The organism is Niabella insulisoli, from assembly GCF_039652435.2.
GTDB classification, from domain to species: domain Bacteria; phylum Bacteroidota; class Bacteroidia; order Chitinophagales; family Chitinophagaceae; genus Niabella; species Niabella insulamsoli.
In genome coordinates, this window is record NZ_CP190246.1 from 455,021 (window position 1) to 469,215 (window position 14,195).

12 protein-coding genes are annotated in these 14,195 nt (G+C 43.7%); 3 read left to right on the forward strand and 9 right to left on the reverse strand.

The features are described from left to right. Positions 1 to 17 precede the first annotated feature (17 nt). Genes ABDK00_RS01925 through ABDK00_RS01935 form a run of 3 tightly spaced genes read right to left on the reverse strand, consistent with a single transcriptional unit; the run spans position 18 to position 3,293 of the window. On the reverse strand, positions 18 to 1,229 hold the full coding sequence (locus tag ABDK00_RS01925) for an efflux RND transporter periplasmic adaptor subunit (protein ID WP_346237816.1): 1,212 nt from the start codon (positions 1,227 to 1,229) through the stop codon (positions 18 to 20). 29 nt (positions 1,230 to 1,258) lie between these two features. After that, positions 1,259 to 2,662, reverse strand: coding sequence for a TolC family protein (locus ABDK00_RS01930; protein WP_346237817.1), 1,404 nt, complete (start codon positions 2,660 to 2,662; stop codon positions 1,259 to 1,261). Then, complete coding sequence (locus ABDK00_RS01935; RefSeq protein WP_346237818.1) at positions 2,649 to 3,293, reverse strand: helix-turn-helix domain-containing protein; 645 nt, start codon at positions 3,291 to 3,293, stop codon at positions 2,649 to 2,651. The genes ABDK00_RS01930 and ABDK00_RS01935 overlap by 14 nt, the downstream gene beginning before the upstream one ends. 204 nt (positions 3,294 to 3,497) lie before the next feature. On the opposite strand from ABDK00_RS01935, the gene ABDK00_RS01940 reads away from it, so the two are divergent. Continuing rightward, the gene (locus ABDK00_RS01940) at positions 3,498 to 4,088 is read left to right on the forward strand and encodes a DUF502 domain-containing protein (protein WP_346237819.1); all 591 of its coding nucleotides are present in this window, start codon (positions 3,498 to 3,500) and stop codon (positions 4,086 to 4,088) included. A 3-nt stretch (positions 4,089 to 4,091) separates the two neighbouring features. After that, positions 4,092 to 4,652, forward strand: a complete 561-nt coding sequence (locus tag ABDK00_RS01945) for a UbiX family flavin prenyltransferase (RefSeq protein WP_346237820.1) — start codon at positions 4,092 to 4,094, stop codon at positions 4,650 to 4,652. Between the two features lie 26 nt (positions 4,653 to 4,678). Here ABDK00_RS01945 and ABDK00_RS01950 read toward each other — a convergent pair whose 3' ends face one another. The 5 genes from ABDK00_RS01950 to ABDK00_RS01970 all read right to left on the reverse strand — a co-directional run bounded on the left by ABDK00_RS01950 (position 4,679) and on the right by ABDK00_RS01970 (position 10,187). Then, positions 4,679 to 5,137 (reverse strand): protein-disulfide reductase DsbD domain-containing protein, encoded by a 459-nt coding sequence (locus ABDK00_RS01950; protein WP_346237821.1) that lies wholly within the window; start codon positions 5,135 to 5,137, stop codon positions 4,679 to 4,681. A gap of 72 nt (positions 5,138 to 5,209) precedes the next feature. After that, positions 5,210 to 5,923, reverse strand: a complete 714-nt coding sequence (gene purQ / locus ABDK00_RS01955) for a phosphoribosylformylglycinamidine synthase subunit PurQ (RefSeq protein ID WP_346237822.1) — start codon at positions 5,921 to 5,923, stop codon at positions 5,210 to 5,212. A gap of 108 nt (positions 5,924 to 6,031) precedes the next feature. Next, a complete protein-coding gene (locus ABDK00_RS01960; RefSeq protein ID WP_346237823.1) occupies positions 6,032 to 7,012 on the reverse strand; it encodes a hypothetical protein in 981 nt (326 codons plus the stop codon). Between the two features lie 13 nt (positions 7,013 to 7,025). Next, positions 7,026 to 8,498, reverse strand: coding sequence for a hypothetical protein (locus tag ABDK00_RS01965; protein ID WP_346237824.1), 1,473 nt, complete (start codon positions 8,496 to 8,498; stop codon positions 7,026 to 7,028). A gap of 87 nt (positions 8,499 to 8,585) precedes the next feature. After that, on the reverse strand, positions 8,586 to 10,187 hold the full coding sequence (locus tag ABDK00_RS01970) for a hypothetical protein (protein WP_346237825.1): 1,602 nt from the start codon (positions 10,185 to 10,187) through the stop codon (positions 8,586 to 8,588). Between the two features lie 313 nt (positions 10,188 to 10,500). Here ABDK00_RS01970 and ABDK00_RS01975 point away from each other — a divergent pair, with 313 nt between their 5' ends. Next, entirely contained in the window at positions 10,501 to 12,474 is a 1,974-nt protein-coding gene (locus ABDK00_RS01975) for a KUP/HAK/KT family potassium transporter (RefSeq protein WP_346237826.1), read from the forward strand. Here the strand turns inward: ABDK00_RS01975 and recJ are convergent. After that, positions 12,471 to 14,171, reverse strand: a complete 1,701-nt coding sequence (gene recJ / locus ABDK00_RS01980; protein ID WP_346237827.1) for a single-stranded-DNA-specific exonuclease RecJ — start codon at positions 14,169 to 14,171, stop codon at positions 12,471 to 12,473. The genes ABDK00_RS01975 and recJ overlap by 4 nt on opposite strands. Positions 14,172 to 14,195 lie beyond the last annotated feature (24 nt).

A 14,195-nucleotide genomic window follows, 5' to 3' on the forward strand; every position in this document is an offset into this window, starting at 1 on the left:
AACCGGTTCGTATCACTTTATTTTACCGGAGTCGTCGTAATTACCTGTCCTTCATACACGCTCTGAAAACCTTCGGTAATCAGTTGATCACCGGCGGTAAGGCCGGATTTGATCTCAAGCCTGTCGTTGTAGAGTTCACCCGGAATTACGCGTTTTTTGCGGGCTACCAATTTGTTGTTCTCATTTACTGCCACCAACACAAATTTTCCCTGCTGATCGGTTTGCAATGTGTTTACGGGAATAGTGATCGCTTCCGGTTTGGAATAATCTTCTATCTGAACTTTTGCAATCTGATTAGCGCGTATCGAGGGATCGGAGGGCACGTTGGCTTCTACATAAAAACTGCGCGTCGCCGGGTCGATCAGTTTGCTTACCACCGAAGCCTTTGTTTTTATTTCTTTGTTATTGGCTTCCGGCAGGGTTACTGTAATCGGTGTTCCGACATCAATACGGTCGAGATAGTTTTCCGGAACATTCACCAGGAGTTTCAAATTGGAAGTGTTTACGATGGAGATCTGCGGGCCTGCAGCGCCCATGCCGGTAAACATTTCGCCCACCCGAATGTTGAGCTGGTCGATCGTACCGTCGATGTCGGCTGTAACGTTAGAAAAGTTCACCTGCTCGCGTGCCGATCCGGCCTGCGCTTCGGCGGCGCGCAATTGTGCGGTCAGCTGTTCTACGTTTGCTTTAGCCTGAATGACCTGCATTTCCGCACCAATATTGGCGTCCCAAAGATTTTTTTGACGCTGATAGGTTGTTTTGGCCAATTCCAACTGGGCTTTAACCGTAGCCACCTGCTGCTGGGCCGCAGTCAGCTGCTGGCGTTGCACTGCATCGTCGAGTTTTAAAAGGGTCTGTCCTCTGCGAACGCGGTCGCCTTGTTTAACGTACAAAGCGCGTACAATGCCGCCCTGGCCGTTGCGGGGCGCCACATAGGCGTTTTTACGGGAATCAATTTTTCCCTGTAAATCGATGTAATGATCGAAATTATCTACGCCGATTTTTTCAACCGATACCAACTTGGCTTTTACAAAAGAAGGATCTAAAACTGCAATTTCATCATTGAGCTTATTGATTTGGTCAGAAATCTTTTTCTGCTCTTCTTTGAGTTTTTCCAGTTGAACTTTTTTATCGTTCAGCGCGCTGTTTTTCTCCTTTTTGCCATCGCCGCAAGAAACAAGAACGGCGCAGAGCGCTATAACTGATGTTAGTTTTAATATATACTGCATTATTAGGGTTTTAGATGTTTGATGAAGGGTTATAGTTTACCGGAGGCTTTAAGAAAATCGATTTTTGCAATGACCGCATTGTAAAGCGAGTTGAAATAATTGGTCTGTGCGCTTTGCAGCTGCACCCGGGCGTTTTCGATTTCCAGTTGGCTGCCGGTGCCGACTTCATATTTCTTTTTTGTTTGCTGATACACACGCTCGGCAAGCGACATATTTTGTTTCTGGAAATCCATATCAGCGATAGCTGTTTTAAAGGTGTTCGAAGCCGATTTTTGTTCCTGTTCAATGTTTAATTTCAATGCTTCTATTTGATTTTGCGTTTGCCGAAGCTTGATGCGCGACTGTTCAATCTTTGCGTTTGTAGCAAACCCTTTAAAAATGGGAATATTTAAATTCAGGGAAATTGAACTTGCGCTGAACCAGGTTCCTCTCCATAACTCTCCAAAACTATTTTGCATGGCCATTTTGCTGTAATTGCCGCTTAGGCTGAGTGTAGGGATTTTACTTAGCTGATATCTTTGAACGTCAAATCGATTTAGTTTTTCTCCAAGCAACGCTGCTTGATAATCTTTTCTTTGACTATAATCTAGTGTCAGCGCTTCTAAAATGCCATCCTTGATGTTTTCGTCGTTTAACTCATCCGTTAAAATAAGTTGGTCTTTTAGAGGCATGCCAATAAGTACTTTTAGCCCGAGATACCCATTATTTACGTCATTAATAATTTTTGTTCTTTGAGATTTTAAATTGGTGATTTGCACTTCCAACTTATCGATCTCTAACTTCTCAACAAAACCGTTGTCGTACATAATTTTGGTGTCGTGTTTATTTTTTTCTACCAAAGCCAGATTCGAGTCAAGAAGTGCTATTTGAATTTTACTTAGGACAAGTTGATAGTATATTTTTGAAACATTTAACCTCACTTGTTCAGCCGTAACTTCAGCATTTTTTTCCTGATATTCGATCAATGTATTTCTTGCTTTCAACCCGGTAAAAACCTGCCCGTCAAAGAGGAGTTGATTCAACGACACACCTGCGTTCGAATTCCATTTTGTTCCAAACTGTGCATCGATAAATCCGTAATCAGCGTTGGGGTCATATTCTACTGGATTGCCATCTCCGTCCGTCACGCCCAATTGTTGAAGGGTCGCTATGACTGCAGGAGACAAAAAGTTTGGCAGTCTTTGGGTGGCGACATTTGGGTTAAACGTAACGCCGCCATTTCCATTTATTTGCGGATAGGCGCTTCCCGTTACTTCGCGGTTCACCTGCTCCTGGAGCTTAATATCCAGCAGGGCATTCTTAACCTGCATATTATTTTTTTCTGCATAGGCTAAGGTTTGCTCCAGCGAAAAATGATGGGTTTGCTGGGCGAAGTTTGGTTTGATAAAAGCAAGCAGCAGCAGGGCTACAATTGCTATTCTATTTGTTATCATCAGTGAATGGTTTTTGCTTTTCGATTCTATATTTATTGATCATTTTTGTTCCTTTGGGCGTGGCGATGCCATATAGATAGAGGATAAAAATTTCTTCCTGCAGGGTGCCTAAATCAGTTTTCATTGCGTCATAAAAGCTAAGCTGAAAGGGCAGATGGATACTTTCCAGCCGAAGGCGGCTCACAAAATTCACATCGATATCCTTTCTGAAAAGCCCGTCGCGAACACCCCATTCAAGGCTGTGGCGAAGAAAGTTGTACAAAAAATCTTCCTTGAACTGTAAGAATTTCTTATAAGCCAAAGGATAATATTTTTGCATATCCAACAACAACACAGGGTTCATGTGCCTCATCATATCCGACACCGAAGCGGTAGCCAGGAAGCCTTCGTGAATCGCATTCTTTGCCTTTTCTCTACAAGTTTCACAATTGATGCTATTGCTCTTAAGAATCATTTCAATCGTTTCTGCTACCAGGGTCTCCTTATCTGTATAGTATTGATACAGCGTCTTTTTACTCATGCCAACCGAGTTGGCTATATCGTCCATGCTAACCCTGCGTAAGCCTAACTGAATAAATAATTCTTTTGCTTTTTCACGGATTCTTGCCTTATTATCAATTATTATCGCCATTTGGATCGCGAAACTAAGGAAACTCTCAGAGGGCTCAAAGTTTCCGTCAGGAAATTTTTATCTGCCTACTTGGGAAACGGACGTGAAATTAAATTACTTTAAAACCAGGCAGTATATTTTTTAGGTTAACAGTAAATTAAAGCGGGTGAACGGTAAAAACACAAATATTTTTGGCATTTAAAGATGTACTATCTTGCAGACTAAATGGCAAAATACCTTCCTCATACACCTAAAGAAACAAAGTTTAAAACCCTGTTCCGTTATTTTGTGCAGGGTGTCGTGATCCTGGCTCCGGTTGCGATAACGGCGTATATTTTATATACGATTTTCAATTGGATCGACGGATTTTTGAGGCCGATATTTATTACGCCCGGCATCGGCTTTGTGTTGATTATTGCCTTTATCATTTTTATCGGGTGGCTGAGCAGTTATTTTATTATGGAAAGCATGATCAATTTTTTTGATCACTGGCTCGAGCGTACACCTGGTATCAAGTTGATCTATAAATCTATTAAAGATTTTTTTCAAGCCTTTGGCGGTGATAAAAAGAAGTTTACGAAGGCCGTGCTCGCCAATGTTTTTAATAATGATGTCTGGATGGTAGGTTTTTTAACCGATGATGAGATGGAGAAGTTTAATTTAGGCAACGATATGGTCGGCGTGTATGTGCCCCAGGCATATAATTTCGCGGGCCAGCTTTATATCCTGCCTAAAGAGCGGGTTCGGCCGATTGAAAATATTTCCCCCGGCGATGCGATGAAGTACACGGTTACGGGAGGGGTCGTTGAAAGTTAAAATATGAACAAGAAAGTATTGATCGCGATTACCGGCGCCAGCGGATCGATATATCCCGCGCAAATGATTGACCGTTTGTTGACGCTGCGCAGCCAGTGGGACGAGCTATCGGTGGTGGCTACCGACAATGCCATGGAAGTGTGGAAGGTGGAAATGGACCGGGATTTTGAGAGAAAAGAGGGTGTTCGGTATTTTAATAAGAATGATTTTTCGGCTCCGTTTGCTTCCGGCAGCGGACAATATGATACGATGATTGTTGCGCCTTGTTCAATGGGCGCATTGGGGCGTATTGCAAATGGCATCTCCAATGATCTTATTACCCGCGCAGCCGACGTTGTGCTGAAAGAGCGGCGCAGGCTGATTTGCGTGGTACGCGAAACACCTTATAACCTCATTCACATAAAAAATATGGAAATGGTCACGCTGGCGGGCGGCATTATTTGCCCGGCAACGCCTTCCTTTTATAGTGTGCCTAAAACGATAGAAGAAGCTGCCCAGACCGTTACCGACCGGGTTTTGGATCTGGCTGGTTTTGATATCAAAAGCTTCCGGTGGGGAAATTAGCAGGGCCTGATTATTCGAAATTCGAATTAGCCCAAATTAACTTTAAAAGGTACTTTTTTCGGAGGTAAACACTCTTTATCGTTACAAGTTTGATATGTTACTGAACCCGAAATGTTGGTTTTTGCTGAAACCTTCAATGTGATCTTTTGTACAAAAGTTACTTTGTTGGAGTATTGATTGGCAGAGATATCTACACTTTTATCGTGAAATTTTTCAAGCTTTCCTACCTCCGACACTTTACTATCGAGCTTCACTAAAGGGTTACTGACAAAAGAAAATTTTGTGGGAATGGCAATGGCATCATCAGGTTGATTTTGCGAATATAAATGCCAGCCATTTTCAAGCGTCGCGATGGCATGAATTTCATACACTTTATCGGAAACCTTTTTACTCGTGAATTTCCAGCTTACGGGGCTTTGCGCCTGCGCTACGGAAAATGCAGCCGTCACCGATAATAATAACAATGCAAATAATACTTTCTTCATAATTAGATATTTATGCTTTCGAATAGCAAAAAATAAGCAACAAAACTTTTTAGTGCTTCATAGATGCAATTTTTAAAACACGGGTTGCGTGTCTTTTAAAAGCGACAGCAGTATTTTTTTACCATCTGTGTTGCCCAACACGGCGCTGCAAGCCCTTTCTGGGTGCGGCATCATGCCAAAAACATTGCGTTCTTTGTTGCTAATCCCTGCGATATTGCGTACCGAACCATTGGGATTTGCTTCTGGGACTACGTCGCCGTTTTCATCGCAATACCTAAACAAAATTTGTCCGTTCTTTTCGAGCTCATCCAGCACATTTTCTTCGGCAAAATATCTCCCTTCGCCATGCGCAATCGGAATTTTGTAGGCCGCCTGGTAAATTTTGCTGTCGTCGCCAATTTGTTCCTTATAAAATCCGTCAGGTTTGAGATACAGGTTTTTACAAATGAATTTCTGCCTGTCATTCCTTAAAAGCGCGCCCGGCAAAAGCCCGGATTCGCACAAAACCTGGAAGCCATTGCAAACGCCGAAAACTTTACCGCCACCCTTTGCAAAATCGATAATCTGGTTCATGATCGGGCTGAAACGCGCGATGGCGCCGCAACGCAGGTAGTCGCCGTAAGAAAAACCGCCCGGTAAAACGATGCAGTCTTCCTTGGTAAATGCACTCAGATCTTCACTTTTATGCCACAACATGATGACTTCCTGCTTCAGATCCAGAGATAAAGCATCCTGCATGTCTCTGTCACAATTAGACCCCGGAAAAACAACAACGCCAAATTTCATCCTTTATAGTTTATTTTTTTACAAGTTTGATTATAAGAAATATTGCGCAAAGGTACTTCCGATTTTGTACACCAGCAACAAATCATGCAAGGGGCTTTTTGCTTTCTTTTACCATAAATGGCCCCATATCTGGTTGGAAATGATAAAAGCGACGGTGAGCCAAAAAGAAATTTTTGGAAAAAGCCGCAACTCGGCGTTGAGATATCCATATCCGTGGAAAGCCGCGATGGGAACTAATGTTAGCACCATGTTTTCGGATGTTTTTTCAATATCAAAAAGGGCTACAATAATGGCTGTGACGAGGTAAGCCAATAAAAGATACCAGCCTTTTTTTACCTGTGTCAGCATTTTTGAGGCGCCGATCTGCATATAATAGATGCCGGCGAACAACGGCGCGAGCAGGAAGAAGAGTGCCAAAGCATGCCATCCTGAATAGGCTATTGAAGAGCTCAAAAAGGAAAGATGGTACAAATAAGCCGGTATGGAAGTCTGATCGTTTAGGAAAAGATAAGCAGCATAGAAATAATAGGGCGCCAGTAAGCCCAGCACTAATCCAATCCACTCCGCCGGCTTAAAAGGCCGGATGACTGCCAATGCCAAAAAAGCCCAAAAAACGAATAAGACAGCGGGCGGGAAAAAAAGCGATGCAAGGCCGGTGAGAAATGCGGCGTTGAAAATATTATTTCGTCTGTGCTGCGACCTGTAAAAAAGGGCAAAGGCGCTAAAGAGCAGGAGCGAAGCGATCAAATTGGACGACAGCAAATTGAACGAAGGCAACAACGAGGTAATGAGAATATAAGACATACCCGCCAAAAAATTAGGCTTGTGCACCAGTCGCTCCGTGTTCAAAAAGTTTGTAAGCGCTGACGCGATGCTGATATTGATCACCAGCGCGCTAATGGCAAGAAGAACGGGCCGGTCGCCCCAAAAACCTTTCAACCAGTTGATCAGGCCCACAAATAAAGGCCCGTCGCTGTGTTTTAAGATAAATCCCGTTTCGTGAAAAAAGGCAGGTAGCTTGATGAGCACCGCCAAAACACATAGCAGAATGATATTTCCCGGCGTCTTGTGTTTGAAAATTCCTGTCATGCCAGCTTAAAATTTACTTCGATTGGTTTTCTGCCAGTTTTCTGTCTAATTCCTGGATCCACTCGTCCATTTCTTCTGCTGAAGCATTAATATACTTAAAATACTGGGTCATTTCCCCTCTGCTTAGCTCTCCTTCTTTGGCCAAATCGCAAAGTCCTAAAATGTTGGCGAGGTTTTTTCGGGATTTATGAGAATTTAAAAAAGTAAGTTCCCTGTCGCGGCTTTCGGCGAGCAGCTTTTCGTACTTATGTTTTTGCCGGACGTTTCTATAAAACAATCCGATGACGATGGTGCTCAATGCGGTGGCGATAAGGCCAAAAATCAACATGGCTCTTTCTTTTTTTAAAATCGCAGCCTGGGTTCTGTGGCCGGTCGCGATTTGATCTACTCTTATCTGGGAGGCGAGATCATTTACCTTGCTCATTTCAGCCGCTGCATCTTCGCTCACCTGCAAGGCGCGTGACTCGTATCGAAGGGCGTCTTCCAAATTTCCCTCTGATCTTGACATATCCGATAAAAGCTGAAAAGATTTTATTTTTATATAGGCATGATTGTGTACGGAGTCGGTGATCAGGTCTTTTGCCACGGCTAGTGCCGAATCGCGTTGGTTGCTTTTCAGGTAACAAGTGGCGAGGTTTAGTTTGTCTACCTGGCGATAATACTTTTGGCTTGGGCTAATGATAGCCTTTATCTTGGGGATGGCCTGGCGGTACCGTTGATCCAACATCAGCAAATAATACTCCCGTCGCTGCTTTTCAATGGTGAAAGTGGGGATGTCAGCGTCCATCGTTTTGGCCTTTTCGCAGTAAAAACGGACGGAATCTGCATTTCTCATCGAAAAGAAGATATCAATTTTGCTGCTAACGATCACCCAGCGGTATAGTTTATGATCGGCCACGGTGTTGTTGCAAACCGCATACGCGTTGTTTAAATTGAGCAACGCATGATTAAAAAGCCTTAAAGTTCCGTATATGTCTGCAATGCCTATACCCACAATAATTTGTAACTGCCGGTCTTTGAGTTCAGCCGCTTTCATGGCCGCCAGCCGGTAGTTGTGAATGGCTCCCAGCGCGTTTCCTTTTCCGGTTTGCGTATAAGCAAAGGTTGTATAAAGCGCGAACATCAGGCGGGGGTTTTCACGTCTGTCAGATACTAACGCAATGCCCGTTTCAAGCGCTCGTTCGGCGGCTGTAAATTGTTGTTTTCTTCTGTAAATAAGGGATTTGGCAAGATAAGTGAGCGGCCTGAAATCGTGTGGCCTTAATTTTTTTAAAGAGTCCACATCCCGAACCAGCCAGTCATCATAAGTTGAAGAGTGATAGTAGCGGTCGTAAAGCAGCAATATAATTTCACGCCACTGTTTATCCTTGCGAAGCTTACCGATTTTCTCAAAGCTTAGATTTGGATAAAGAGGGGCCGAATTTACATTGTTGAAAAGCAGCGTATTGAATATCAACAATAAGAAAACGGGTGCCAACTTTCTCATAGTTATGTCTCTCCCAAAGCTAAAAAGCCTGCGGCTCACTTAGCGTTGCCCAAAGCGCTTTTGCTTCCGGCTAATTTTTTTGCGAAATTAAAGCACAATTTTCGCAAATGAAATATTTCCTTTATGTGTATAGGGGATAATCATTTCTTTGGCGCCTGTCTGCTTCCCGTATTTAGGCATAAAATCGATTCTTTTTTCTCTGGCTTTAAGCGCTTCGCCCTTGCGGGAGCTGCCATTGTTATTGATCTGGATAATCTCGAGTTCTGATATTTTGCCTGAATTATTCAGTAAAAACTGCATATTGTCGTTGCCTGGCAATACCTGATAAGAAATAGTTCCATCTGTGGTATTTTCCGATTGGGATTTTACAATCACATTATCCCAGGTGGAAGTGCCCTCAGCATCGAATGATATAATGGCAAGGTTGCCCGCATTGAAACGTTGCGAACCGCCGCCCCATCCGGGTCCCCAGGCGCCCCACCAATAGCTGCGGTAAAAGAAAGGGGTATAGTAGGAGTAGGGCCACCATCCGCCCCAACGTCCCCAGCCCCAACCCCAGCCAGGTCCCCATCCGCCACCCCAAAAGGGCCCGCCCCATCCAAAACCGCCGCCCCAACCGGGTCCGAAACCGCCCCAGTAACCCCATCGGTCCCAATTATCTGTACTGCTCAGGGCTTCCGCTGCGACTGTAAAACTGCCATCGCTATGAACCACAATATTGTTTATGAAAAAATCATTAAAAGCATTTTTACTATTTCCCCTGCTTTTGGCCCGTTTTTTTAAATCTTCTGAAAATGTATTTGTTTTCTCAAATAACACCTCACCTGTTTTTTGTTGCGCAGCATATACATACAAACCTTCAATAGCGCCTCGTTTTTGGGTACTATAGAAAGAGGTCAGCAGATAGCGATCATTGCCGTCATCCACCATCACTTTCAAATCGTCGAGAAACAGGTCGTCGGTAATATGAAGAGGGTAGGTCTTAAATGCGTCGGCATCAAAAGGTTTTTCAACCAAACTGGCTTCAACAATGCTGCCGTTAGCTTCGCGGTGGTATTTTACAAAAGCAAAATCACCGCTGTTGGTTACGCTATATCCGGTCAAATAATCGCCTTTATATTCCATCGGAAGCGAAAAGGCGGTTTGCTTTATGGGCTGCAGGCTTGCATTAAATAAAGTCGTCGTAATGCGAAACAGGCTTTTATCTTTTTTATTTATTTTAAAAGCCATCATTTTGCTTTCATCGTTGCTGGCAATAATACTGTAAATCTTATTATCCGTTTTATAAGCGATCATGGTGGTGTCCAGCAGAACCGGTTCTTTATTTATAATGCGGCCATTCGCTTCGATAGTAAGCGCTTTCAGATAAACGATATCTCCTTCCTGATATTGAAATAACAGGTGATTGTTGTTGCGGGTGCGATAAAAGCTGATATCCAGCAACTGGTCGCGGTCGGGCAACCCTGTAATCGGAATTTCCTCCCGAAGATCCATCTGGTAGTCGTAAACCGAAACGCGATGATCGCCTTTCACTTCTTTATAAACCAAATAGTTGTCGGCTGCTTTTCCCAAAATTTCAAAGTTCATACGCAGCACATCATTTTTACTGACATCTGCGTAAGTGATGGTTTGGGCCTTTGATATTAAAGCGATCCAGCAAACGAATAGCGTTAAGAAACTGCGTGTCATCTGTTTTGTTTTTAGGGGATTATCCGTTGTTTATGACGGCTTTTACGCCCCGGTGGTTGCGAATGTTTTACGAATTGACCGGGCCGGATGCTATATGCATAATAAGCTATGCTTCGCGTTAAAAATAAGGGTATCCAGATCAATCCGGGTATTAAAGTTACGAATACAGAAAGAATCAGGTTTAAGTCATTTTTCCCTTTTTCAAAATTCTTATTTTTTGGTCAGGAAATATTACCATCCTTAATAATTTTTTTTAAGTTGATGTATTTATATAACCTTTGCACTTTGTTTATTTTAAATTAGACAGGATCTGGTGAAAATTCACACTAATAAAGCAACTGCTGCAGGTCTGCTTATTGCTTTAGGTATTATCTATGGTGATATTGGTACGTCTCCGTTATACGTATTTAACGCGATCATTGGTAACCGGCAAATTACAGAGCAGCTCATTATCGGCACACTTTCTTGTATTATCTGGACGCTAACGCTTCAAACCACCATCAAGTATGTTATTCTCATTTTAAGAGCGGATAACAAGGGCGAGGGCGGCACTTTTGCGCTTTATGCATTGGTAAGGCGACGGCGAAAATGGCTGGTAATCCCTGCAATGATAGGCGGCGCGGCGCTTATTGCCGACGGAATCATTACGCCGCCAATGACGATCACTTCAGCCATCGAAGGGTTGAAAATTTTACCGTCGCTTAAAGAAATGCCAACTTCCACCATCGTATGGATTGTGCTTGGTATTTTAAGCGCATTTTTCTTTTTGCAGCAATTTGGAACCGCTTCTATCGGGAAGATATTTGGCCCGGTCATGTTTATTTGGTTTACGATGCTGGCGGTTTTCGGAGCGCTGCATTTAACCGACGACCTGAGAATTTTCCGGGCGCTAAGCCCGCATTATGCGATTGAATTTCTGATTAATTATCCTCATGGCTTTTGGTTGCTTGGGGCGGTATTCTTATGTACCACAGGTGCAGAAGCTTTGTATAGCGACCTCGGACATTGTGGCCGCGAAAACATCCGCTACTCGTGGATTTACGTGAAAACCTGCCTTTTGTTGAACTACTTCGGACAAGGCGCTTTTTTGCTGTCGCACTACCACAAGCTTACTGTAACGGACGATGTAAAAGAATTTGTAGGCATTAATGCATTTTTTAACCTCATGCCCGAATGGTTTATTTTACCGGGCGTGATTATCGCCACCACAGCCGCGATTATTGCCAGCCAGGCGATGGTTTCGGGGGCTTACACACTGATCAGCGAAGCCATTCGACTTAACCTGTGGCCCAAACTGCGTATTCGCTATCCATCCGAAGCAAAAGGGCAGCTGTTTATTCCGGCCGTTAATACCATTCTTTTTACGGGATGCGTATTTGTGGTGCTTTACTTTCAAAAATCATCGAGAATGGAAGCCGCTTACGGGTTAGCCATCATTGTGACGATGATTTCGACTACTATTTTGTTTGCCAATTATTTGGTACTAAAACGCATTTCAACGGGATATATTTATCTTTTTATGATTTGTTTCTTCACCGTTGAAATTGCATACCTGGTTGCCCTGCTCGAGAAATTTTCGCATGGCGGCTATATCACGCTCATGATCGGCGGCGTCATGTTTCTGGTCATGTATGTTTGGTACCGGGCGCGCAAAATTAAAAACAGGTATGTCGAGTTTGTGCGGATGGAACATTATATATCCAAAATTCAGGAGTTGAGCCATGATAAATCGGTTGCCAAATATGCGACGCACCTGATCTATCTCACAAGTGCCGACAACCCGAAGGAGATCGAGCATAAAATCATTTATTCCATTTTAAACAGAAAGCCGAAAAGGGCTGATATTTACTGGTTTGTGCACGTTGACACTGTCGATGATCCGTACACATCAGAATATAAGGTGGAACATGTAATTCCCAATGATATTATCCGGATCGATTTCAAACTGGGCTTTAGAATTCAGCCAAAAATTAATCTGCTGTTTAAAAAAGTTGTGGAAGACCTTGTTCAAAACAAAGAGGTGAATATCATCAGCCGGTATGAAAGCCTGGCAAGCAGCAACACGGTGGGCGATTTTCAGTTTATGGTAATGGAAAAATACCTGAGCGAGGATAATGAACTGCCGTTTATTGAGAAAATGATCATGAAGTTTCATTTCATCATCAAACATATCAGTTTGTCTGAAGAAAAGAATTTCGGCCTCGACCTGGCGAATGTAACGGTGGAGAAATTCCCATTGGTGGTAGCGCCTGTGGCCAATGTGAAACTAACCCGGGTTGAGGATTAGTGTTGCGATTCTTTAATATCTTCTATTTTTAACTGCAGGCTTTTTTGGCCGTTCCATTCGTTTTGTTCGATTTTAAACACCAGGTCGAAAGGCTTTTTTGTTGCGACCAAATCGAATTTGTGAGCGAGGTTAAAGCCAATGCCTGTTAGCGTCTGGTCGCCCTGCCTGACAACGAGGCGCAGGTGGTTTTCTTTCACGATTTTACTGAAGCCGGTATCTGTAACGCCGCGCGCAACAAAGATGGGCGTCATGTTTTCCGGCCCGAACGGTTCCATCTGGCATAAAATATTATAAAAAGATGGGGTAATCTCTTTAAAAGAAATTTCAGCGTCAATGATAATTTCTGGCGTCAGCAACTCTTCCCTGATCGTGGCCGAGACAACTTCCTCGAACTTTAATCTGAATTTTTCGACATTTTCCTTTTCAAGGGTCAACCCGGCCGCGGCAAAATGGCCGCCGTAGTTGATCAGGTATTCCCTGCAGGAATGAATGGCTTCGTACAAGTTAAACCCCGGAACACTTCTGGCGCTACCCGTAGCGTAAGCTCCGCTTTCAGTCAAGACCACGGTGGGCTTATAATGATGTTCGATAATTCTTGAGGCAACAATTCCCACCACTCCTTTGTGCCAGTGTGGCTGATAGACGACCGTCGACCGATAGTCAGACCAATGTGTATTTTCCGCAATCAGCGCCAGCGCTTCGGCGGTAATCGAAGAATCGGCTTCTTTGCGATCGCTGTTGTCGCTATGTAATTGTTCTGCAAACATCATTGCCTCGGCTTCCGTCTCCGCAATAAAAAGCTGCACGGCCTTCAATGCGTCATCCATGCGGCCGGCGGCGTTCACTCGTGGCGCAATAAGAAAAACCAGATTATGGATGTGGATCGGAAGCCTAGCGCCGCTAAGCGTAGCCAGCGCTTTAATACCCAGGTTCGGATTTTCGTTGGCTTTTTTGAGGCCATAAAAAGCGAGGATTCTGTTTTCTCCGCTGATGGGCACAATATCGGCGGCGATCGCCGTCGCCACCAAGTCGAGATATTCGTAGGCGTTTTCGATCGGAATATCGAACTTTTCGCAAAGCGCGCACATTAGTTTAAACCCGACGCCACAGCCGCACAATTCCTTAAAAGGATAAGTACAGTCGGTTTGCTTGGCGTTTAATACCGCAGCGGCTTGCGGGAGGTGCTCGTCCGGCAAATGATGATCGCAAATGATTACGTCAATATCGAGTGTGGTGGCATAAGCGATCAGCTCGACAGATTTGATACCGCAATCAAGCGCAATAATCAGTGTATAATTATTTTCTTTTGCGAAATCTATTCCGGCCTTGCTGATGCCATAGCCTTCTTTGTACCGGTTGGGAATGTACACGCCGATATATGCGTGTTGCTTTTTCAGAAAGCTATACATGCTGGCTACGGCAGTAGTGCCGTCTACGTCGTAATCCCCGAAAACCAGTATTTTTTCCTTTTTTTGAAAAGCGAGACCAATGCGATCTACGGCCTTATGCATATCTTTCATCAGCCAGGGACTGTGAAGCTGCGTCAGTTGGGGCCGGAAAAAATTTTTGGCATCGTCAAAAGAGTAAAGGCCGCGTTGAACGAGGATTTTACAAAGAGTAGGGTTGATGTGAAGCGCTTCCTGTAAAGCCTCTACTTTTTGAGAATCAGTTTGTATAATATTCCATCGCTTATTCACAGGTTGCTGTTAATTTTTTTCAAA

Excerpts from the sequence above, each read along its gene's own strand:
- ABDK00_RS01940 (WP_346237819.1), top strand. The coding sequence starts at position 3,498 with ATGGCAAAATACCTTCCTCATACACCTAAAGAAACAAAGTTTAAAACC.
- ABDK00_RS01935 (WP_346237818.1), bottom strand. The coding sequence starts at position 3,293 with ATGGCGATAATAATTGATAATAAGGCAAGAATCCGTGAAAAAGCAAAA.
- ABDK00_RS01970 (WP_346237825.1), bottom strand. The coding sequence starts at position 10,187 with ATGACACGCAGTTTCTTAACGCTATTCGTTTGCTGGATCGCTTTAATA.
- ABDK00_RS01960 (WP_346237823.1), bottom strand. The coding sequence starts at position 7,012 with ATGACAGGAATTTTCAAACACAAGACGCCGGGAAATATCATTCTGCTA.
- ABDK00_RS01945 (WP_346237820.1), top strand. The coding sequence starts at position 4,092 with ATGAACAAGAAAGTATTGATCGCGATTACCGGCGCCAGCGGATCGATA.
- purQ (WP_346237822.1), bottom strand. The coding sequence starts at position 5,923 with ATGAAATTTGGCGTTGTTGTTTTTCCGGGGTCTAATTGTGACAGAGAC.
- ABDK00_RS01925 (WP_346237816.1), bottom strand. The coding sequence starts at position 1,229 with ATGCAGTATATATTAAAACTAACATCAGTTATAGCGCTCTGCGCCGTT.
- ABDK00_RS01930 (WP_346237817.1), bottom strand. The coding sequence starts at position 2,662 with ATGATAACAAATAGAATAGCAATTGTAGCCCTGCTGCTGCTTGCTTTT.
- ABDK00_RS01950 (WP_346237821.1), bottom strand. The coding sequence starts at position 5,137 with ATGAAGAAAGTATTATTTGCATTGTTATTATTATCGGTGACGGCTGCA.
- ABDK00_RS01965 (WP_346237824.1), bottom strand. The coding sequence starts at position 8,498 with ATGAGAAAGTTGGCACCCGTTTTCTTATTGTTGATATTCAATACGCTG.